The organism is Mycolicibacterium sp. 624 (assembly GCF_040548615.1).
In the GTDB taxonomy this organism is placed as follows: Bacteria; Actinomycetota; Actinomycetes; order Mycobacteriales; family Mycobacteriaceae; genus Mycobacterium.
Window position 1 is genome coordinate 168,373 of record NZ_JBEPRZ010000009.1, and the last position, 19,375, is coordinate 187,747.

At 68.1% G+C, this 19,375-nt stretch carries 22 protein-coding genes; 4 read left to right on the plus strand and 18 right to left on the minus strand.

The annotated features are described in order from the left end of the window. Positions 1 to 606 (minus strand): GNAT family N-acetyltransferase, encoded by a 606-nt coding sequence (locus tag ABIA65_RS29265; RefSeq protein WP_354525748.1) that lies wholly within the window; start codon positions 604 to 606, stop codon positions 1 to 3. A 46-nt stretch (positions 607 to 652) separates the two neighbouring features. Next, entirely contained in the window at positions 653 to 1,081 is a 429-nt protein-coding gene (locus ABIA65_RS29270) for a CBS domain-containing protein (protein WP_241404415.1), read from the minus strand. 117 nt (positions 1,082 to 1,198) lie between these two features. Between ABIA65_RS29270 and ABIA65_RS29275 the strand changes: the two genes are divergently transcribed. Next, a complete protein-coding gene (locus ABIA65_RS29275; RefSeq protein WP_241404414.1) occupies positions 1,199 to 2,086 on the plus strand; it encodes a ribonuclease Z in 888 nt (295 codons plus the stop codon). Here the strand turns inward: ABIA65_RS29275 and ABIA65_RS29280 are convergent. The 3 genes from ABIA65_RS29280 to ABIA65_RS29290 are packed head-to-tail and all read right to left on the minus strand — an operon-like array spanning position 2,070 to position 5,586. Continuing rightward, positions 2,070 to 2,909 carry a transglutaminase family protein gene (locus tag ABIA65_RS29280; RefSeq protein ID WP_241404413.1) on the minus strand — a complete coding sequence of 280 codons (840 nt, stop codon included), beginning with the start codon at positions 2,907 to 2,909 and terminating at the stop codon, positions 2,070 to 2,072. The two genes, ABIA65_RS29275 and ABIA65_RS29280, sit on opposite strands and share 17 nt — an antisense overlap. Beyond that, the gene (locus tag ABIA65_RS29285; RefSeq protein WP_241404412.1) at positions 2,909 to 3,886 is read right to left on the minus strand and encodes an alpha-E domain-containing protein; all 978 of its coding nucleotides are present in this window, start codon (positions 3,884 to 3,886) and stop codon (positions 2,909 to 2,911) included. Before ABIA65_RS29285 ends, ABIA65_RS29280 begins: the two co-directional genes overlap by 1 nt. After that, a complete protein-coding gene (locus ABIA65_RS29290; protein WP_502919633.1) occupies positions 3,886 to 5,586 on the minus strand; it encodes a circularly permuted type 2 ATP-grasp protein in 1,701 nt (566 codons plus the stop codon). Before ABIA65_RS29290 ends, ABIA65_RS29285 begins: the two co-directional genes overlap by 1 nt. 158 nt (positions 5,587 to 5,744) lie before the next feature. On the opposite strand from ABIA65_RS29290, the gene rpsT reads away from it, so the two are divergent. Further along, positions 5,745 to 6,005 carry a 30S ribosomal protein S20 gene (gene rpsT / locus ABIA65_RS29295; RefSeq protein WP_241404411.1) on the plus strand — a complete coding sequence of 87 codons (261 nt, stop codon included), beginning with the start codon at positions 5,745 to 5,747 and terminating at the stop codon, positions 6,003 to 6,005. A gap of 1 nt (position 6,006) precedes the next feature. On the opposite strand, the gene holA is transcribed toward rpsT, so the two are convergent. From holA to ABIA65_RS29315, 4 genes are all read right to left on the minus strand, one after another. Then, on the minus strand, positions 6,007 to 6,960 hold the full coding sequence (gene holA, locus ABIA65_RS29300; RefSeq protein WP_241404410.1) for a DNA polymerase III subunit delta: 954 nt from the start codon (positions 6,958 to 6,960) through the stop codon (positions 6,007 to 6,009). Next, positions 6,957 to 8,471: a ComEC/Rec2 family competence protein gene (locus tag ABIA65_RS29305; RefSeq protein ID WP_354525749.1), complete on the minus strand. Its 1,515-nt coding sequence runs from the start codon at positions 8,469 to 8,471 to the stop codon at positions 6,957 to 6,959. The genes holA and ABIA65_RS29305 overlap by 4 nt, the downstream gene beginning before the upstream one ends. Continuing rightward, a complete protein-coding gene (locus ABIA65_RS29310; RefSeq protein WP_354525750.1) occupies positions 8,468 to 9,280 on the minus strand; it encodes a ComEA family DNA-binding protein in 813 nt (270 codons plus the stop codon). Before ABIA65_RS29310 ends, ABIA65_RS29305 begins: the two co-directional genes overlap by 4 nt. A gap of 115 nt (positions 9,281 to 9,395) precedes the next feature. Continuing rightward, positions 9,396 to 9,812 carry a RidA family protein gene (locus tag ABIA65_RS29315; protein ID WP_354525751.1) on the minus strand — a complete coding sequence of 139 codons (417 nt, stop codon included), beginning with the start codon at positions 9,810 to 9,812 and terminating at the stop codon, positions 9,396 to 9,398. A gap of 87 nt (positions 9,813 to 9,899) precedes the next feature. Between ABIA65_RS29315 and ABIA65_RS29320 the strand changes: the two genes are divergently transcribed. Next, positions 9,900 to 10,973, plus strand: coding sequence for an NAD(P)H-dependent amine dehydrogenase family protein (locus ABIA65_RS29320; RefSeq protein ID WP_354525752.1), 1,074 nt, complete (start codon positions 9,900 to 9,902; stop codon positions 10,971 to 10,973). Here ABIA65_RS29320 and ABIA65_RS29325 read toward each other — a convergent pair. After that, a complete protein-coding gene (locus ABIA65_RS29325; protein ID WP_241404405.1) occupies positions 10,951 to 11,394 on the minus strand; it encodes a helix-turn-helix domain-containing protein in 444 nt (147 codons plus the stop codon). The genes ABIA65_RS29320 and ABIA65_RS29325 overlap by 23 nt on opposite strands. A gap of 82 nt (positions 11,395 to 11,476) precedes the next feature. Here ABIA65_RS29325 and ABIA65_RS29330 point away from each other — a divergent pair, with 82 nt between their 5' ends. Further along, positions 11,477 to 12,334 carry a class I SAM-dependent methyltransferase gene (locus ABIA65_RS29330; protein WP_354525753.1) on the plus strand — a complete coding sequence of 286 codons (858 nt, stop codon included), beginning with the start codon at positions 11,477 to 11,479 and terminating at the stop codon, positions 12,332 to 12,334. Positions 12,335 to 12,410: 76 nt separating this feature from the next. Here the strand turns inward: ABIA65_RS29330 and ABIA65_RS29335 are convergent, their stop codons facing one another. From ABIA65_RS29335 to ABIA65_RS29370, 8 genes are read right to left on the minus strand one after another with little or no spacing between them, the layout of a single operon-like run. Further along, positions 12,411 to 13,247, minus strand: coding sequence for a DegV family protein (locus tag ABIA65_RS29335; RefSeq protein ID WP_241404403.1), 837 nt, complete (start codon positions 13,245 to 13,247; stop codon positions 12,411 to 12,413). A 2-nt stretch (positions 13,248 to 13,249) separates the two neighbouring features. Then, positions 13,250 to 13,999 (minus strand): diglucosylglycerate octanoyltransferase, encoded by a 750-nt coding sequence (gene octT, locus ABIA65_RS29340; protein ID WP_241404402.1) that lies wholly within the window; start codon positions 13,997 to 13,999, stop codon positions 13,250 to 13,252. Beyond that, positions 13,989 to 14,657 carry a glucosyl-3-phosphoglycerate phosphatase gene (gpgP, locus tag ABIA65_RS29345; RefSeq protein ID WP_241404401.1) on the minus strand — a complete coding sequence of 223 codons (669 nt, stop codon included), beginning with the start codon at positions 14,655 to 14,657 and terminating at the stop codon, positions 13,989 to 13,991. Before gpgP ends, octT begins: the two co-directional genes overlap by 11 nt. Further along, positions 14,654 to 15,055: a ribosome silencing factor gene (gene rsfS, locus ABIA65_RS29350; RefSeq protein WP_241404400.1), complete on the minus strand. Its 402-nt coding sequence runs from the start codon at positions 15,053 to 15,055 to the stop codon at positions 14,654 to 14,656. The genes gpgP and rsfS overlap by 4 nt, the downstream gene beginning before the upstream one ends. Further along, on the minus strand, positions 15,052 to 15,708 hold the full coding sequence (nadD, locus tag ABIA65_RS29355) for a nicotinate-nucleotide adenylyltransferase (RefSeq protein WP_354525754.1): 657 nt from the start codon (positions 15,706 to 15,708) through the stop codon (positions 15,052 to 15,054). Before nadD ends, rsfS begins: the two co-directional genes overlap by 4 nt. Positions 15,709 to 15,765: 57 nt before the next feature. Continuing rightward, a complete protein-coding gene (locus ABIA65_RS29360; protein WP_354525755.1) occupies positions 15,766 to 17,211 on the minus strand; it encodes a vWA domain-containing protein in 1,446 nt (481 codons plus the stop codon). A gap of 10 nt (positions 17,212 to 17,221) precedes the next feature. Next, positions 17,222 to 18,097, minus strand: coding sequence for an AAA family ATPase (locus ABIA65_RS29365; protein ID WP_241404398.1), 876 nt, complete (start codon positions 18,095 to 18,097; stop codon positions 17,222 to 17,224). A gap of 26 nt (positions 18,098 to 18,123) precedes the next feature. Then, the gene (locus ABIA65_RS29370; RefSeq protein ID WP_354525756.1) at positions 18,124 to 19,371 is read right to left on the minus strand and encodes a glutamate-5-semialdehyde dehydrogenase; all 1,248 of its coding nucleotides are present in this window, start codon (positions 19,369 to 19,371) and stop codon (positions 18,124 to 18,126) included. Positions 19,372 to 19,375 lie beyond the last annotated feature (4 nt).

The window sequence follows — 19,375 nt, forward strand, 5'->3', positions numbered from 1 at the left end:
TCAGCGCGGCTGGCGCCACATTGGGACCAGGCTCGGGCCGTCGGGCAACCTGATCTCGCCGGTGACCTCGAACCCGAACCTCTCGTAGTAGGGCACGTTGTCAGGGTTGCTCGACTCGAGATAGGCCGGGGCGTACTCCGCATCGCAGCGGTCCAGGCGCGACCTCATCAGCGCATTGCCGTAGCCCTTACCGCGCACGTCGGGGTCGCTGCCGATGACCGCCAGATACCAGTGCGGTTCCTCGGGGTGCGCCCTCTTCATCAGCTCCGACACCGCCAGGCCGCGCGTCATCGACTTCCGGAATGCCATGACCAGGCCGGGCATCGCCCGCATCTCCTCCCAGCGGGTCTGTTGCCACTGCCCGGGCGGGTCCCAGAGTGCGGCTCCGCCGATCCCCTGGCCGTCGGGGGCGACCTCGACACCACCGCGGGACAGGTGGTGATGGCGGGTCAGCGCGCCGAACAGTCGGTGCAGCTTGCGTCGGCGCTCGTCGTCATCGGGCAGCATCCAACGCATCACGGGGTCATCGAAGAAGGCGCGGCCCAGCGTCTTGGACAGGGCGGGCACATCGGCACGGGTGGCGGGACGAACCTCGACGCTGGTCACCCCGCCATCTTGGCTGATCGCACTGCCGAGGTGAAAGGGTCGAACCTCACCCCTGGGTGATGTAGGCCTCCAACTGCTCCTGCTGCATCTGGAGTTCCTCCATCCGGGTCTTCACCACGTCGCCGATGCTGACGATGCCCACCAGCTGCCCGTCGGCGATGACGGGCACGTGGCGCACCCGATTCGTGGTCATGAGCCCGCTGAGGAGGTCCACCGGATCATCCGGCGTGCAGGTGATCAGCTCGGGGGTCATGATGTCCGCGACGCACCTGTGGAGCAGTGCGGGGCCGAATTCGTGCAGTTTGCGCAGGACGTCGCGCTCGGAGACGATGCCCACCGGCCCCTCGGGGCCTATCACCACCATCGCGCCGACATTCCGTGTGACCAGGCCGGTCAGCAGGTCGCTGACCATGGTGTCCGGGGTGATGGTCAGCACACCCGCACCCTTGTTCTTCAACACATCCGAGATCCGCACCGCAGCCTCCTAGGTGACCTGGCTCACACCAGGCTAGGTCGGATCTCAGCGCGAGGAAAGCCCCAACGAACTCGCATAACCGTCCGGCGCCCGACCCTGGGCGGTATACCTGTGCCCATGATCGACGTGACGCTGCTCGGCACCGGCAGCCCCGTACCCGACGCGAACCGAGCAGGACCGGCCACGCTGATTCGCGCCGGCGAGCAGACCTTCCTGGTCGACTGCGGACGTGGCGTCCAGCAGCGCCTCGCGGCGGCGGGCAGCAGCGCCCCCGCCCTGACCGCACTGCTGCTGACTCACCTGCACAGCGATCACATCGCCGACCTCGGCGACCTCCTCATCACCCGATGGGTGATGACGTTCACCCCAGATGCCCCGCCACTGCCCATCATCGGGCCACCCGGCACCGCGGAGGTCGTCGATGCCACGCTGAAGGCGTTCGGGCACGATATCGGCTATCGCCTGGCCCACCATCCAGATCTCACGGGTCCACCGCAGGTGGAGGTCCTCGAGTACACCGAGGGTGTCGTGTGGGAGCAGGGCGACGTGCTGATCCGCGCCGCCCCGACCGACCATCGGCCCGTGGCCCCGACCGTGGCCTTCCGGGTGGAGCATGCGGGCGCGTCGGTGGTTCTAGCCGGGGACACGGTGCCGTGCGAGAGCCTGGACGAGCTGGCCGCAGGCGCGGGTGCGTTGGTGCACACCGTGATTCGCAAGGAACTCATCGCCCTGATGCCCGCGCAGCGGATCCGCGACATCTGCGACTACCACTCCTCAGTCGAGGAGGCAGGCGCAACCGCCACGCGGGCGGGCGTCGGCATCCTGATCCTCACTCACTACGTGCCCGGCATCGCACCGGGCCAGGAGGAGGAGTGGCGCGCACTGGCCGCCACCACGTTCAGTCGCCAGATCGAACTCGGCGACGACCTGCTGCGAGTGGACGTGCACCCCGGCGTCTGTGGACACAAGATCGACGGCGCCGACGCGGCTAGGCCAGGCGGGTGATCTCGACGACGACGTCCAGATCGGTCGAACCCTCACCGGAGTAGATGCCCTTCAACGGGCTGACATCGGCGTAGTCACGGCCGACACCGACGCTGACGTACTGCTCGTTGATCGCGGCGTCGTTGGTGGGGTCGAAGTTCCACCATCCGCCCGTCCACGCCTGCACCCAGGCATGGCTCTGACCGTCGATGGTGTCACCCACGACGGCCTCCTTGTGCGGATGCAGATAACCAGACACATATCGAGCGGGGATCCCCATGCTGCGCAACAGGATCAACGTGAGGTGCGCGAAGTCCTGGCAGACGCCCTTGCCCTCCCGCAACGCGTCAAGACCCGAGGAGTGCACGCCGGTGGTCCCTGGCACGTAGTCGAGCTCACCGTGCACCCAGTTGGCGGCCTCGATGACAGCCTCGGCGGGGTCGTGCTCCTTGGCGATCCGCTGCCCGACCCGAGCGATGCGACCGCTCGCAGGCGTGTAGTGCCTGGCCGTGAGCACCTCGTCGAACCGGTCGATGACCGCCCCGGACTTCAATTCCTCCCAGGTGACCGTCGTCTCGGGCATCTCCTCCGTGTCGGTTTCGACCACCGATGACGCCGTCACCTCGAGTTCGGTGTGGGGGGCGTGCAGATCGAAGGCCGTGACAGCGGTCCCCCAGTAGTCGACGTACCGGTAGGACCTGGTGGCGGGCACCGTCTCGATGCGGTTGAGGATGACGTTCTGCCGCGAGTCCGACCGAGGCGTGAGCCGAACCTCGTTGAACGACGCGGTCACCGGTGACTTGTAGGCGTAGCCCGTGGCGTGGATGACACGCATGCGCCACATCAGACCTCACCCTCCTCGATCACGACCGAGGCATTGCGCCCCGCATCGGTCCACGCCACCCACGGCGCGGAGTGGAAGTACTCCACCGCCAGCGCCTCTCCGACCTCGTGGCAGGTCTCCTGCAGGCCCGCCAACCGCTCCTCGAGGGACTCCAGCAGGACTCCCGGCCGCAGAAACTCCAACTCGCTGCGCGCCCGACCCAAAAGCCGTTGCGTCTCGGCGGTGGCGCCGACCCGATTGAGCGCGCTGTGGCGCAGTTCCTCGAGGCTGTGCTCGGCCAGCCGCAGCGAGTACATGACCGACCGCGGGAAAAGCCGGTCCAGCAACATGAACTCGACGACTCTGCCTGCGTCGAGCACACCGCGGTAGGTGCGCAGATAGGTGTCGTGCGCGCCGGCCGAGCGCAGCACCGTCGCCCACGCCGGTGAGGACGCGCTGTCGCCGACACGGGACAGCAGCAGGCGCACCGTCATGTCGACACGTTCGATCGCGCGGCCCAGCACCATGAAGCGGTACCCGTCGTCGCGGGACAGCGTGGAGTCGGCCAACCCGGCGAACATCGCCGCCCTGCCCTCGACGTAGGACAGGAACTCGTGCGGTCCGAGGCGTTTCGCGGCGCGTTCGCGTTCGGCCAGCGCGTTGTAGGTGGTGTTGAGGCACTCCCAGATCTCGGTCGACGTGACTTCCCGTGCGCCACGGGCATTCTCACGTGCCGCGGAGATCGCCTCGACGATCGAGCAGCCGCCGTCGGTGTCCCGGCTGAAGGCCACCAGGTCGGTCAGCGACCACACGTCCAACGCGATCTTCGGGGCCTCGATGCCCAGCACCCGCAGCAGTGTCCGCGATGCCTGGTCGGGGTCAACGCTGGAGTCCTCCAGAAGTTGATGGACGGTGACGTCGAGGATGCGGGCGGTGTCATCGGCTCGCTCGACGTAGCGTCCGATCCAGTACAGCGATTCCGCGTTGCGCGCCAGCATCAGTGCCTCCCGCTGCTCTGTTGCTGCTGCTGTTGCTGTTGCTGCTGGCTCATGGTGTCAGCGTCCTTCTCCACCGTCGGCCCCTTGGCGTTCTTCGGCAGCGACCGAACGACCTCGGCAGCCGCCAGCTCGCGGTCGGCGGCCGACGTGCGCGAGGCCAGCACCCAGGTGTCCTTGGACCCGCCGCCCTGGCTGGAGTTCACCACCAGCGAGCCCTCCGGAAGTGCCACCCGGGTCAACCCGCCGGGCAGCACCCACACGTCGTCACCGTCATTGACCGCAAACGGACGCAGATCCACGTGCCGCGGCGCCAGCTTGTCGTCGATCTGGGTGGGGACGGTGGACAGCTGCACCACCGGCTGAGCGATCCAGCCGCGCGGATCGGCCCGGATCTTCTTGCAGATCGTGGCCAGTTCCTTCTCCGACGCGTCGGGGCCGAACACAATGCCGTACCCGCCGGAGCCCTCGACGGGCTTGATGACCAGCTCATCGACGCGGTCGAGCACCTCCTCGCGCTCATCGTCCAGCCAGCACCGGAAGGTGTCGACGTTGGCCAGCAGCGGCTTCTCCCCGAGGTAGTACTCGATGATCGTCGGCACGTAGGTGTAGACCAGTTTGTCGTCGCCGACACCGTTGCCCACCGCGCTCGAGATGACCACGTTTCCCGCGCGGGCCGCGTTGAGGATCCCGGCCACGCCGAGCACGGAGTCGGGTTTGAAGTGCATCGGGTCCAAGAACTCGTCGTCGATTCGGCGATAGATGACGTCGACCTGACGCTCACCCTCGGTGGTCCGCATGTAGACGGTGTTGTCCCGGCAGAACAGGTCGCGGCCCTCGACCAGTTCGACACCCATCTGGCGGGCGAGCAGCGAGTGCTCGAAGTAGGCCGAGTTGTAGACGCCCGGGGTGAGCACCACCACGGTCGGGTCGGCCTCATTGGACGCCGCCGCATTGCGCAGGGCGCGCAGCAGATGCGAGGCGTAGTCCCCGACCGCACGGACGCGGTGCGTGGCGAACAGATTCGGGAAGACCCGCGCCATGGTCCGGCGGTTCTCCATCACATAGGAGACACCCGACGGCGAGCGCAGGTTGTCCTCCAGCACCCGGAAGCTGCCCTGGGCGTCGCGCACCAGGTCGATACCCGCCACGTGGATGCGCACACCATTGGGCGGGACGATGCCGACGGCCTCTCGATGAAAGTGCTCACACGATGTGATCAACCGGCGCGGGATGACACCGTCGCGCACTATCTCCTGCTCGCCGTAGATATCGTCCAGGTACAGCTCAAGCGCCTTGACGCGCTGTTTGATGCCCTTCTCCAACCTCGACCACTCAGCGGCCGAGATGACCCTCGGCACCAGGTCGAGCGGGAACGGCCGCTCCTGACCCGACAGCGAGAACGTGATGCCCTGATCGACGAAGGCGCGGCCAAGCGCCTCTGAGCGGGCGGCGAGTTCGGAGGCATCCGACGGCGCGAGTTCGGCCAGGATGCCCTTGTAGGGTCCCCGCACGTTGCCCGCGGCGTCGAACATCTCGTCGAACGCCCTGGCGTAGCCCCCTACGCTGTTGTAACCCCCGAAGATCCCGTCATGGCGTTTCGAGGACTTGCCACGCGATGACTTGCCAACCGATGACTTGCTAACCGATGACTTGCTGGGCGCCGTTCGCGACGGTTCGACGGGCACTGTTCGCGGGCTCACCCTGACATGCTGCACCAATAACGACGTTTCGGCAGGCCAGAGGCGTCACTTTGGGGATTCACCCCCTCCGCTGGTAATCTGAACACTCGCTGCCCGCGTTCGGGCGCCCCAGAAACACTTTGGTAAACCCAAGCCGACCTTAAGAAGGAACGACACGCGTGGCCAATATCAAGTCGCAGCAGAAGCGCATCCTCACCAACGAGCGCGCGCGTTTGCGCAACCAGTCGGTGAAGTCGGCTCTTCGCACGGCTGTCCGCGGCTTCCGTGAGGCCATCGACGCCGGCGAGAAGGACAAGGCAGCCGAGTTGCTCGCCGCCACCAGCCGCAAGCTCGACAAGGCCGCCAGCAAGGGTGTCATTCACAAGAACCAGGCCGCCAACAAGAAGTCGGCTCTGGCGCTCGCGCTGAACAAGCTCTGAGTTATCCCCTGGCCGCGAGTTCGGCCACTCTGCGAACCGCAGTCTCGAGGGCGTAGTCGGCACTAGCCGCTGCGCCCTTGACGTCTGCATTGAGCGTGGCCACCAGCCGCATCGCCTCCGCCACGGAATCACGCGACCAGCGACGAGCCTGCTTCTGCACCTTCTGCACCCGCCACGGCGGCATGCCCAGTTCTCCGGCCAGCCGGTAGGGGTCACCGGACAGCGGTGCCACGCGGGCGATGGCATGGACCGCCTCGGCCAGCGCGTCGGCAAGAACCACCTGCGGCTCGCCGCCCATCATGGCCCAGCGCAGCGCCTCCGCCGCACCCTCGATATCCCCGGTGACCGCCTTGTCGGCGATGTCGAAGCCCTTCACCTCGGCCTTGCCGCTGTGGTAGCGCCGCACAGCCGCGGGAGTCACGTCGGCGCCGGTGTCCGCAACGAGTTGTGAGCACGCCGCCGCGAGTTCGCGGATATCGGATCCGACGGCGTCGAGCATCGCGTTCACCGCATCGTCGCCAACCTTCACCTTGAGGGCACGAAACTCGTTACGGACGAAATCGGCCCGATCGCCGGGCTTGGTGATCTTCGCGCACGGATGCACGTCGGCCCCGAGTTTCTTCAACTGGTCGGCCAGCGCCTTCGCGCGCCCGCCACCGGAGTGAATGACGACGAGCACGGTGCCCGGCGGCAGGTCCGCCGCCGCGGAACCGATGAGCGCGACCGCGTCCTTGCCTGCCTCGCCCGCTGCCTCGAGGACCACGACCCGCTCGTCGGCGAAAAGCGACGGGCTGAGCAGCTCGGCGAGTTCGTTGGTGCTCACCTCGCCCGCGCGCATGCGGTCCACCGGGATGTCAGACGTGCCGGCTTCCTCACGCGTTGAACGCAGAACGGCGGCCACCGCACGTTCGACGAGCAGATCTTCATCACCGAGAACGAGGTGCAGTTGGCTCACCCGAAGATCGTGTCACGTCCCGCCGACGTCCACGCAACCACGCAGACCAAGCACGCGCCGAGCACGATTCGGCCCCACCGCCACCGCCACAGCACCACGGCCGCGACACCCGCCAGTGTCACGCACAGCACCCCGGCCGCACCCGACGGGACGGGCACCGCCGCGCCGGGCGCCGCGGCCGCCACGTCGGCGACCCGCAGCAGCCACCACAGGGCGGGCCCGGTGAACCTGATCACCAGGCCCGCGAGGTCGGGCGCCGCGGACGCCAACGCCGCCGCACCGGTGCCCAGCACCGTGATCGGCGGGATGACCACGGCCACTGCGAGGTTGGCTGCGACCGCTACCACGCTGAACGACCCCGATATCCCCGCGACGAGCGGCGCCGTGACCAGGTGGGCCGCCACCGCGACGCAGACCGCATCGGCCAGCGGTTTGGGCCACCGCCGTTGGACGAGGCGCTCCGACCATGCCGGTGCGATGACGACCAGTGCCGCCGTCGCCGAGACCGACAACGCGAAGCCGACATCGACGGCCATCTCGGGCCATCCGATCAGCACGGCGATGACGGTGGCCGCGAGCGCGGGTATCGCCTGGCGCCGGCGGCGGGACACCAAGGCCAACAACGTGATCGCGGCCATGCTCGATGCCCGCAGCACGCTGGCAGAGGGTTGCACCACGATCACGAACGCGATGAATGCCAACGCCGCCAGGCTCACCGCGACGCGCGGACCCACCAGCGCCGCGGACAACAGGACCGCACCACACACGATGGTGACATTGGCACCCGAGACCGCGGTCAGATGCGTCAGCCCGGCAACCCGGAAGTCCTCGACGGTGTCGCGCGACAATGCGGCCGTGTCGCCCAGCACCAGTGCAGGCAGCATCGCCGCCTGGCTGGCGGGCAGCGCGGCGCGGGCGGCCGCCCCGAAGTCGGCTCGGACGTCCGCGGCCACGCGATACAGCGGCCCCGCCTCCCCCACCCGCGGTTCACCGGTAGCCGACAACACCGCCACCGTCAGATCACGGCGAATGGGCCTTCCGACGCGCGCGCGAAACGCCGCCGGGCGGCCCACCGTCAGATCGCCGTAGCCGCTCACCGACGCGAACACCAGGACCCGACCGGACTGCCGATGATCACCGATGGCGAGCAGCTTGGCTCGAAACATCAGCCGACCGCCCGCCACGACGCGCGGTGTCTCGGTCGGGGCGATCGTCACCGCAACGGTGTCGCCCAGCCGGGCGATGACGGGATGATGCTCCGCGTCGGCCACCCGCAGGGCCACCGACAGCGCGAACATCGCGCCGGCGGCGGTGACCGCCAGTACGGCGGGCCAGGTCAGCGTCGCCGACCCGGGATCGCGGCTCATCCGCATGGTCAACGCGGTCAGCGCGGTCGCGACGATCAGGACACTCATCGTCACGGCCGGACCCCACACGATTCCCGATGCCGTGACCGCCCAGCTGGTCAACGCTGCCGGGACCAACCGCAGGTCGGACCCGGTGGTGCTCACACATGAACCAGGTCGCGCAGCTTCTCCAGCCGCGCCGGGCCGATACCGTCGACGTCACCGAGCTGTTCGACGTCGGTGAAGCTGCCATTGGCGTCGCGGAAGGCGATGATCGCCGCGGCGGTGACGGGTCCGACTCCCGGAAGGGCGTCGAGTTCCTCGACCGTTGCGGTGTTCAGGTTCACCGGACCCGCCGTGGGCCTGTCCGTGGCGCTGGTCGGGGGCGCGGACTGCTCGGCCGGGCTGCTGACGGAGCTGCCCATCGCCGTCCGAACACCGGGCGGCGCGGCGATGCCGACGACGATCTGCTCCCCGTCGGAGAGTCGGCGCGCCACGTTCAGGCCGCTCAGGTCGGCACCGTCGAGCACCCCGCCTGCCGCGGTGAGGGCGTCGTCGATGCGGGCGCCCGGCTCGAGCGTGACCAAACCGGGGCGGTGGACCAGTCCGACAACGCTGACCACGACCGGCTGATGCTCCGACGGTGCGGACGGGACCGTCGAGGAGACCATCTGTACCGGAGGGAGATTGGCCGATACGACGGGCGGCGGATCGTCGCCGGTGACGGTGAAGACCGTCACCAGCACCGCGATCGCCCCGACGGCGGCCAGGGCGATGGCACCGGCGCGGCCGGGATCGGCGCGGATCGTCGCCAGCCACTGCGGATGGCCGCGCGAGGCCCCCTCGGGTAGCCACCTGGCCAGCGAGGTGTCGGGCTGCTCGTCCTCGGAGGACTCGCCCGCCGGCGACGCCTCGGCGCCGTCGGATCCGTTGAGGCGGCGCGCAACCCTGTCTGCGGGCAGTTCGGTTCGCATGGCGCGACGGTAAGGGTGCGACGCGACGCGAGAGGCCGGGCGACGCTGCCGCCGCACCGCCCTGTGGATGAAAACCGGTCTGTGGATACCGGCTTGGCGTCTGCTGCCGCCGCGGCTACGCCCACCCGCCCGGGCGCCAACACACCCAGTCGATCTCGACCAGTGCGCCGACCGCGAGGCCGGTAACCCCGACGCAGGTCCGCGACGGTAGTCGGTCCGGGAACCAGGCCGCGTACGCGTCGTTGAAGGCCGCGTAATCCGCCCAGTCGAGCAGGTAGGCGCGCACCGAGACGACGTCGCTCAAGCGACCGCCGCACAGCTCGGTGACCCGCATCAGGTTGCGCATCACCTGATCCGTTTGGGTCGCCACGTCGGCGCCGACGACGGTGCCCGTCACGTCTGTCGGCATCTGCCCGGTGACGTAGAGGGTCTCGCCCGCGACGGTGGCGTGAGCGAACGGAGCGACACTCGGAGGCACGCCGTCGTCGGGGGTGAAGGTGAACGCGCGGATTGCGGGTGGGAGATCTTGCACCGCAGAGATGATGCCAGCGCACCGGATCCTCGCGTATACATATTGACCGAAGGTGTCTACTGAACCACCACAACGAGGAGTCGCCGTATGAGCGCCGAAGCGGGATCGCGATTGACCACTAACCGTCCGCTTCGAGTGATCCAGTGGACCACCGGCAACATCGGCAAGCGCTCGCTGCACGCCATCATCGGCCGTGATGACATGGAACTCGTCGGCGTGTACGCCCATGGCGCGGACAAGATCGGCGTCGACGCCGCCGTCCTCGCCGGCCGGACCGAGCCCACCGGGGTTACTGCCACCAACGACATCGACGCGCTGATCGCGTTGCGTCCCGACGCGTGCTGCTATAACCCGTTGTGGCCCAACGTCGACGAGCTCGTCCGGCTGCTGGCCGCGGGCGTCAACGTCTGTTCCAGCGCCGCCTGGATCACCGGCGGCAAGCAGTCACCGGAGGACACGGCCAGGATCGAGAAGGCCTGCCAGGAGGGCAATTCCACGATCTTCGGCAGCGGCGCGCATCCCGGTATGACGAACATGGTCGGCATGGTGCTCTCCGGTGCGTGTGAGAACGTCGACGAGATCCGCATCACCGAGTCGGTCGACTGCTCGACGTACGAGTCGGAGGGAACGCAGGCCGCCATGGGTTTCGGCCAGGACCCCGAGACACCGAATCTGGCCGAGAGTGTGCGACGCGAGAGCGAGGTGTTCGCCGAGTCCGCGGCCATGATGGCCGATGCCATCGGCGCCCACCTCGACCGCCTGACGTTCGATGTCGAGTTCACCACGGCCACCGGCGACAGCGACCTGGGCTTCATGCGGATACCGAAGGGCACCGTCGGCGGCGTCTACGGCTACCACCGCGGTTGGGTCGGCGACAAGAACGTCGTCAGCGTCGGATTCAACTGGACGATGGGCGATCACGTCACCCCGCCAAAGCCGTTGGAGCACGGACACGTGATTCAGGTCTTCGGCACACCCAACATGCGCACGGTGCTGCACTGCCTGCCGCCGCGGGATTGGACGGAGCCGGGCTTCATGGGGCTGGGCATGATCTACACCGCGATGCCGGTGACCAACGCCGTGCCCGCCGTGGTGGCGGCCCCGCCGGGCATCGTCACGCTCAAGGACCTGCCCCCGGTCACCGGACGCTTCCGCGGCTGACCCCCGCTCTCCGCTTTCCTCCGCTCCGCACGCCCAGGGCTCCTGCTGCCGCGGCCTTGAGATAGCGCTGGAATGTTGGACATTCGGCGTGACTGGAGGCGGGACACTCAGCCGCGTGCCGTAGTCCGTCTCGCATGGCGCTGAGATGTCCTATCGTCGCGTCGAGTTCGTCTGCCTTGGCCGCAAGCGTCTTCCTGTCGATCCTCGGTTGTCCATCTGGCATCAGCATCACGGCGATCTCGTCCAGTGAGAATCCTGCGGCCCGCCCGAGTGCGATGAGCGCCATCTGATCCACGACGCTCGACTCGAACAGCCGGCGCTGACCTCGTCGGCCGATCGACGAGATCAGTCCCCTCTGCTCGTAGAACCGCAACGTCGACGCGGGCACACCGCAACGTCTCGCCACTTCGGCGATATCCACGTTTCGCTCCTCCCCTTGACTTGAAGTTGACTTTAACTGAAACCGTGAAGCCAACCAGTTCCTATCAGCAGAGGGAGAGATCGTGAAGACGACGCACACGGCGACGGCGGATCAGGCGCGCGCATGGAACGGCGGTACGGCACAGGCATGGATCGTGATGCAGCAGATTCTGGACCGCACGTTCGAGCCCTTCGCGGATCTACTCGTCGAGGCGGTGACAGCCGGTGGCGGCGGCCGCGTCCTCGACGTCGGGTGCGGCACCGGGGCCACCACTCTCGCAGTCGCACGAAACCTGACCGGAGGCGGTCACTGCACGGGGATCGACATCTCCGACCCGATGATCGGCGTCGCGCGCGGCCGAGCTGGAAGTCCCAAGCTGCCGGTGCGCTTCGTCGTCGACGACGCCGAAACACACCAATTCGACGCCGGGTCGTTCGACACTGTCGTTTCGCGTTTCGGCGTGATGTTCTTCGGCGACCCCATCGCCGCGTTCGCGAACCTACGACGCGCGGCGCGCACCGACGCCCAACTCCAGTTCTTCGCTTGGCGGTCCCCCGACGAGAACCCCTTCATGACAACGGCCGAGCGCGCGGCGGCACCGCTGCTGCCCACCCTGGCCCTTCGCCGACCCGGCCTGCAGGGACCGTTCGCGTTCGCCGACGCCGATCGTCTCGCCAGCATCCTCGAGTCAGCCGGATGGACCGACATCGACATCACGCCGATCGACGTCGGGTGCACTCTGGCCGAGGAGGAGTTGGTGCCCTACCTGACACACATGGGCCCGGTCGGTCAGATCCTGCACGGCAGCGACGAGCAGACGCGCTCACGGGTAGTCGCGGCTATCCGGCCCGCTCACGAGCAGTTCGTCCATGACGGCGAGGTTCGCTATACCGCTGCGTGCTGGTCGGTCAGCGCCAGGAACAGGGCTCGCCCAACGTGACGCCACTGCGAAGAATCCGCCATTTTCTCGCAGTGGCGGCACGTTCGGAGTGCATGCGCGGAGGCGACGGTCATTGTTACCCGTCGACGGTCACGCACACACCGACGGCATCCGCGCCGACGTGGACCGCCAGCACGGGACCCATATCCGACACCGTCAGCGACTCGATCTGAGGCAGACGATCGGTCAGCGCGGCACCGATGACGTCGGCCGCGTCGTGGTTGTCCACGTGATGCACGACGACCGTGGCCCGACGCTCGCCGACCACCTCGGCGACCGCGTCGACCATGGCCGCGTGTGCCTTCGACACCGTGCGAATCCGTTGGGACAGCACCAGCCTGCCGTCGACGTCCAGGCACAGCAGCGGCTTGAGCGACAGCGCGGTGCCCAGCCACGACGCCGCAGCGCCGATCCGCCCGCTGCGGCGCAGGTTGTCCAGCCGGTGCACGACGATGAATGCGTGTCCGCGGGGCACCGCCGCGCGGGCCGCCGCCTCGACGGTGTCGAGGTCGGCACCCGCGATGGCCGATTGCGCCGCCGCGGCGGCGACGAAGCCGACGCACGCCGCTGCCGACCGCGAGTTCACCACGCGCACAGCTGATCCGAACTCCCGCGCCGCCGCACTGGCATTGCTGAAAGTACTCGACAGCGCCGCGGACAGGTGCACTGCCACCACGCCGTCACCACCGCTGTCGGCGAGGGCGGCACGGTAGACCTCGGCGAGGTCCGCCGGCGACACCCCAGATGTGGTGGCGTGACTGCGTGCGTACACGTCGTTCGGCACCGCGTCGACACCGTCGAGAAGATCTGCGCCGTCCACCAGCACGTGTAACGGCACCTGGCGGATCCCCCACCGCTGCAACTCATCCGGGCGTAGCCGCGAGGATGAGTCGGTCACCACCACGACGGCCATGATCAGTCGCCGGGGCCCGGTGTCACTCCGGCCTCGGCGAGGCCCTTCATCATCAGGTCGGCGACACCCTGGTGTGCCTCGAAGTTCCAGTGAATCCCGTCGGGGTTGCCCCGCCCGCTCATCACCTCTTCATCGACGGCAGCCTTGAGGTCGACCACCGGAACACGGTGTTCGCCAGCCCATTCCGTGATCGCGTCAACCGTGGCATCGCGCCAGCGGTGCGACCGCCCGTAGGTGTCGGCGATGTGCACCGAGGGCACACACGCCACGAACGGGATGCCGGGCCTGTTGAAGTCGATGGCCGCACGGGTCTGTTCGAGGTAGTCGACGGTCAGCTGCGGCGGCAGGGCCGGTCGGGCGATCGGCGACAGTCGGGGCTGCGCCCAGCCGTAACCGTCGCGTACCCAGCGGCGCAGGAACGATGGCCTGATGTAGCGGATGAACTCGCGGGCGGCGGTCGGCAGCGGGGAGGGCAGTGAGTCCATCCCACTGGTCGCGAAGATCACCGCGCCGGCCCGCGGTAGGGCGGCCCATGCCCGGGGATCGCCGATGGCCGCCCACCACACATCGCGGGACGTCCAACCGATCCGACCGATCAACTCGAGGTCCCAACCAAGTTGGCTGGCAACGATGTTGGGCCAGATCCGGGGGTCATCCGACGGCAGCCCGCCGGTGGGTCCGTAGTAGGACAGCGAATCGCAGAAGACCAGCAGTGTCCTGCGCGGCGTGCCCGACGACTCCTCAGAGGACATCGTTGGCCACCTGCGCCGAGGCGTTCCACACGTCGAGGCGCCAGCGGATGTCACCGAATGCGGCGTCGGGTTCGCCGTGCCCCGACAGCTGCACCCAGCTCGCGTTGCCCATCCCGCCGAACACGGGCCAGTTGTCCACCGGGATACCGAGGACTGCGCCGGTGAGCGCCGCGATCAAACCGCCGTGCGCCACCAGTACGACGGGCCGGTCGGGCTCATCGACACCCCACTCCCGATGCCCGGCAACGAGTTCCTCGACGAGCGGTAGGCTGCGGCGCGCGACGTCGACCCGACTCTCGCCGCCGTGCGGTGCCCACCGGGCATCGTCGCGCCACGCCAGCCTGGCACCGGGAGCGATCGCATCCACCTCGTGGTGCGTCATGCCCTGCCAGTCGCCAAGGTGTGTCTCCCGCAGCCGGGTGTCAGCCGTGACCGGTACGCCTGCCCGTTCCCCGAGCGTGGTCGCCGTGTCCAGTGCGCGGCGCAGGTCCGACGAGACGATCAGCAGCGGCTGGCGCTTGGCCAGCACCTCGGCAGCCGATACCGCCTGGGCGCGCCCCAGGTCGGACAGTTCGGTGTCGAGCTGACCCTGCATGCGGCTGCCCGCGTTGTACTCGGTCTGCCCGTGCCGCAGCATCACCAGGTGGCAGACCCTCACTGCGAATCCTCCGTGGATTCATCGGCTCGGTCGGCTCCGTCCTCGAGTTCCACCGGCACCACCGGGCAGTCCCGCCACAGCCGGTCCAGGGCGTAGAAGTTGCGCTCATCCTGATGCTGGACGTGCACGACGATGTCGACGTAGTCGAGCAGCACCCACTTCCCCTCGCGGGTGCCCTCACGGCGGGCGGGCTTGTACCCGGCCACGCGCATCTTCTCCTCGACCTCGTCGACGATCGCGTTGACCTGCCGCTCGTTATTGGCCGAGGCGATGACGAAGAGATCGGTGATGAAGAGCTGCTCGGAGACGTCAATGACGACGATGTCGTCGGCCAGTTTCGACGAGGCGGCCTGCGCGGCCACCGTCGCCATGTGTACGGATTCGTCGCCTGCGCTCATGTTTGGGGCTCCTGGACTGCGTGGGTTTGGGATTGGGCCTGGGACTGGGATCGGTAGAGGCCGCGCTTGGACACGTACTGAACGACACCGTCGGGAACCAGATACCAGATGGGCCTGCCGGACTCGGCCCGCGCGCGGCAGTCACTCGACGAGATCGCCAGCGCGGGCACCTCAACCAACTGCAATGCGTCCTCCGGTAGTTCCTTCATTGCCGCTGCGATGTGCTCACCGTCGAGTTCGTAGCCGGGCCGGCTGACGCCGACGAACCGGGCCAGGGAGAACAGTTCCTCCCAGTTCTGCCACGACAGGATCGATGCCAGCGCGTCCGCCCCGGTGATGAAGAACAGGTCGGTGTCAGCACGCTGCGCCGCGAGGTCCCGCAGGGTGTCCTTGGTGTAGGTGGGGCCTGCGCGGTCGATGTCGACGCGGCTGACCGAGAAGCGCGGGTTGGCGGCCGTTGCGATCACGGTCATCAGGTAGCGGTCCTCGGCTTCGGTGACGATGCGCTCCCGCTTCTGCCACGGCTGACCCGTCGGCACGAACACCACCTCGTCGAGGCCGAACTGGTCGGCGACCTCGCTGGCCGCGACGAGGTGACCGTGATGGATGGGATCGAACGTCCCACCCATCACACCCAGCCTGCGTCGAGTCACGAATAGGCAGCTTACGGCAGTGATCCGGGCCCGCCTGCGCTCGCCGAAACGCAGAGGTTAGACGGGCAGCAGCTTGTCGATCACCGTGGCGAGCTGCTTGGCCGAGCGACACTCGTGCATGGGGATGACGCCCTCGTAGCGCGGGACGGCGGAGTCACCGCTGCCCCACAGGTGCTTGGGCTCCGGGTTGAGCCAGTGCGCGTGGCGGCTCGCACTGACCATGCGGGCCAGCAGGTCGAGTTCGGGGTTGCGGTAGTTGTTGCGGCCGTCGCCGAGGACCAGTAGCGCGCTGCGCGGGGACAACACGTTGGGGTACTTGTCCAGGAACGACACGAACGCGTGCCCGTAGTCGGAGTGGCCGTCGCGGGTGTACACGCCCGATTCGCGGGTGATCCGCTGAATGGCGACAGCGAGGTCGGACTCCGGGCCGAACATCTCGGTCACCTCGTCGGTGGTGTCGATGAAGGCGAACACCCGGACCCTGGAGAACTGCTGACGCAGGGCGTTGACCAGCATCAGCGTGAAGCTGCTGAACCCCGCGACGGAACCGGAGACATCACACAGCACCACCAGTTCGGGGCGCGCGGGATGCGGCTTCTTCAGCACGACGTCGATGGGCACACCGCCGGTCGACATCGACTTGCGCAGGGTCTTGCGCAGGTCGATCTCACCACGGCGGGAGCGCCGCCGTCGGGCCGCCAACCGGGTGGCAAGCGTGCGCGCCAACGGTGCGACGACGCGGCGCATCTGCGCCAGCTGCTCGCCCGACGCGCGGAGGAACTCGACGTTCTCGGCCAGCTGCGGAATGCCGTACATCTGGACGTGGTCGCGGCCCAGTTGCTCGGCGGTGCGGCGCTTGGTCTCGGCCTCCACCATCCGGCGCAGCTGCGTGATGCGCTTCGCGGCGATCGCCTTGGCGATCTCCTCCTGCGTGGGCGTCGGTGCGTCACCGTACGGCGCTAGCAGCCCGGCCAGTAGCCGGCCCTCGAGTTCGTCCAGAGCCATGGCCTTCAACGCCTGATACGACGAGTAGGACGGCCCCCGGCTGGAGTTGTAGCGGCCCTGGGACTCGACGATCTGGGCGATCATCGCCGCCAGCCGTGCGTCGAGGTTCTCAAGGTCGGCGTTGTTGGCCAGCATCTCGACCAACGCCTCGCGCAGACCCTCGATGTCCTGGGCAGGCGGGGCGGTGGGGTCGTCCTCGGCGGTGCCGTCGTCGTCCACCACCGTCCGGGCGCCCAGTGCGGGCGGGAACCACAGGTCGAACATGGCGTCGTAGGTTTCGCGGTGGTCCGCACGGCGCAGCACGGCGCACGCGAGTCCCTCCCGAAGCACATTGCGGTCGCTCAGACCCAGAGTCGCCATAACCCGCCCGGCGTCCACGGTCTCGGATGGTCCGACGGAAATTCCCACGCCACGCAGCGCCTCGACAAACTCGACCAGGTGACCCGGAATGCCGTGGGGGGCAATCGGTTGCGGGGGTCGGGTGCGTCGGGCGGCCATCAGCAGATCCTCAGTTCAGGCGAAGTTCGCCGGATGCGCGTTGCTGATCGGACTGGTGCTTGAGCACCACGCCCAGCGTCGCGGCGATCAACTCGTCGTCGATGGTGTCCATGCCCAGCGCGAGGACGGTGCGGCCCCAGTCGATGGTCTCGGCCACCGACGGCGCCTTCTTGAGTTGCATGCCGCGCAGCACGCCGATGATGCGGACCAGTTCCTCGGCCAGTCGTTCCGGCAGTTCGGGCACCCGCGACAGCAGGATCCGACGCTCCAGATCGGGTTCGGGGAAGTCGATGTGCAGGAACAGGCAGCGACGCTTGAGCGCCTCGGACAGCTCGCGGGTGGCGTTGGAGGTCAGCAGCACGAACGGCGGCCGCTCGGCCTTGATGGTGCCCAGCTCGGGAACCGTGACAGCGAAGTCTGACAGGACCTCGAGCAGCAGGCCCTCGATCTCGATATCGGCCTTATCGGTCTCATCGATCAGGAGCACGGTGGGGTCGGTCCGCTTGATGGCGGTCAGCAGCGGACGGGTCAGCAGGAACTCCTCACTGAACACGTCCATCTTGGTCTGGTCCCAGTCGCCCGAACCGGCCTGGATACGAAGGATCTGCTTGGCGTGGTTCCACTCATAGAGCGCGCGTGCCTCATCGACACCCTCGTAGCACTGCAGCCGGACCAGCTCAGATCCGGTGCACTGCGCGACGGCGCGGGCCAGTTCGGTCTTGCCGACGCCGGCCGGTCCCTCCACGAGCAGCGGCTTGCCCAGCCTGTCGGCGAGGAAGACCGCGGTCGCGGTCGCAGTGTCGGGCAGGTAACCGGTCTCGGCCAGACGCGCGGCGACATCATCGATGTCCGCGAAAAGCGGTACTGGGCGTGCGGGGACGCTCACGGGGTGTTCTCCTCGTTGTTGCTTGATTAGACCGGGCGGGTGTGGCCGTTTCCCCACACAATCCACTTGGTCGAGGTCAATTCTGGCAGACCCATCGGGCCCCTGGCGTGCAGCTTCTGCGTCGAGATGCCGATCTCGGCCCCGAACCCGAACTGCTCACCGTCGGTGAAGGAGGTGGCGGCGTTCACCATCACCGCCGCCGCGTCGACCTGGGCCGTGAAGCGTTCGGCGGCAGCGAGATTGGTGGTCACGATGGCCTCGGTGTGCCCGCTGCCGTACTCGTTGACGTGGGCGATGGCGGCGTCGACGCCGTCCACCACCGCGACCGCGATGTCCATCGACAGGAACTCGGCCCGCAACTCGTCCTCGCTGGGGTCAAGATGCACGGTGACACCGGCGTCCTGCAGCGCCCCGATGAACCGCGGCAGTGCGGTCTCGGCGATCGCGGCGTCGACGAGCAGCGACTCCGCGGCGTTGCACACACTCGGGCGCCGGGTCTTGGAGTTCAGCAGAATGCGTTCGGCGACATCGAGATCCGCCGCCTCGTGCACGTAGACGTGACAGTTACCGACACCCGTCTCGATGGTCGGCACGGTCGCGTCCCGAACCACGGCAGCGATCAGCCCGGCTCCCCCGCGCGGAATGACGACGTCCACCAGGCCGCGGGCCTGGATCAGGTGGGTGACGCTGGCGCGGTCCTCGCTGGGCAGCAGCTGCACGGCATCGGCGGGCAGACCCTCGGCTACCAGGGCGGCGCGCAACGCGGTGACCAGCGCCTCATTCGAGCGCCTCGCCGACGAGCTGCCCCGCAGCAGCGCCGCGTTACCCGACTTCAGGGTCAACCCGAAGGCGTCGACGGTGACGTTGGGTCGGCCCTCGTAGACCATGCCGACGACACCGAGCGGCACCCGCTGCTGACGGATTCGAAGACCGTTGGGCAGCGTGCTGCCGCGCAGCACCTCCCCGACGGGGTCCGGCAGCCCCGCCACCTGACGCAGTCCGGCCGCAATACCGTCCACACGCTGCGGGTTCAGGGCGAGCCGGTCGAGCATCGCGTCGGGGGTACCCGCCGCACGCGCGGCGTCAAGATCGGCGGCGTTGGCCGCGAGAACCGCGTCCACCTGGGCCAACACCGAATCGGCCGCGGCGTGCAACGCGCGGTCCTTGGTCGCGGTGTCCAATGTGCCCAGCACGCGCGCGGCCACCCGGGCCCGTCGGGCGGCGTCATGCACCTGCAGGCGCAGGTCAGCGTCCACGGCAGCGTCCACACTCATCCGC

Bases quoted from the DNA above. Each gene is read 5' to 3' on its own strand.
- ABIA65_RS29275 (WP_241404414.1), top strand. From the start codon at position 1,199: ATGATCGACGTGACGCTGCTCGGCACCGGCAGCCCCGTACCCGACGCG.
- ABIA65_RS29280 (WP_241404413.1), bottom strand. From the start codon at position 2,909: ATGTGGCGCATGCGTGTCATCCACGCCACGGGCTACGCCTACAAGTCA.
- ABIA65_RS29285 (WP_241404412.1), bottom strand. From the start codon at position 3,886: ATGCTGGCGCGCAACGCGGAATCGCTGTACTGGATCGGACGCTACGTC.
- ABIA65_RS29310 (WP_354525750.1), bottom strand. From the start codon at position 9,280: ATGCGAACCGAACTGCCCGCAGACAGGGTTGCGCGCCGCCTCAACGGA.
- ABIA65_RS29320 (WP_354525752.1), top strand. From the start codon at position 9,900: ATGAGCGCCGAAGCGGGATCGCGATTGACCACTAACCGTCCGCTTCGA.
- ABIA65_RS29335 (WP_241404403.1), bottom strand. From the start codon at position 13,247: ATGGCCGTCGTGGTGGTGACCGACTCATCCTCGCGGCTACGCCCGGAT.
- octT (WP_241404402.1), bottom strand. From the start codon at position 13,999: ATGTCCTCTGAGGAGTCGTCGGGCACGCCGCGCAGGACACTGCTGGTC.
- rsfS (WP_241404400.1), bottom strand. From the start codon at position 15,055: ATGAGCGCAGGCGACGAATCCGTACACATGGCGACGGTGGCCGCGCAG.
- ABIA65_RS29360 (WP_354525755.1), bottom strand. From the start codon at position 17,211: ATGGCCGCCCGACGCACCCGACCCCCGCAACCGATTGCCCCCCACGGC.
- ABIA65_RS29370 (WP_354525756.1), bottom strand. From the start codon at position 19,371: ATGAGTGTGGACGCTGCCGTGGACGCTGACCTGCGCCTGCAGGTGCAT.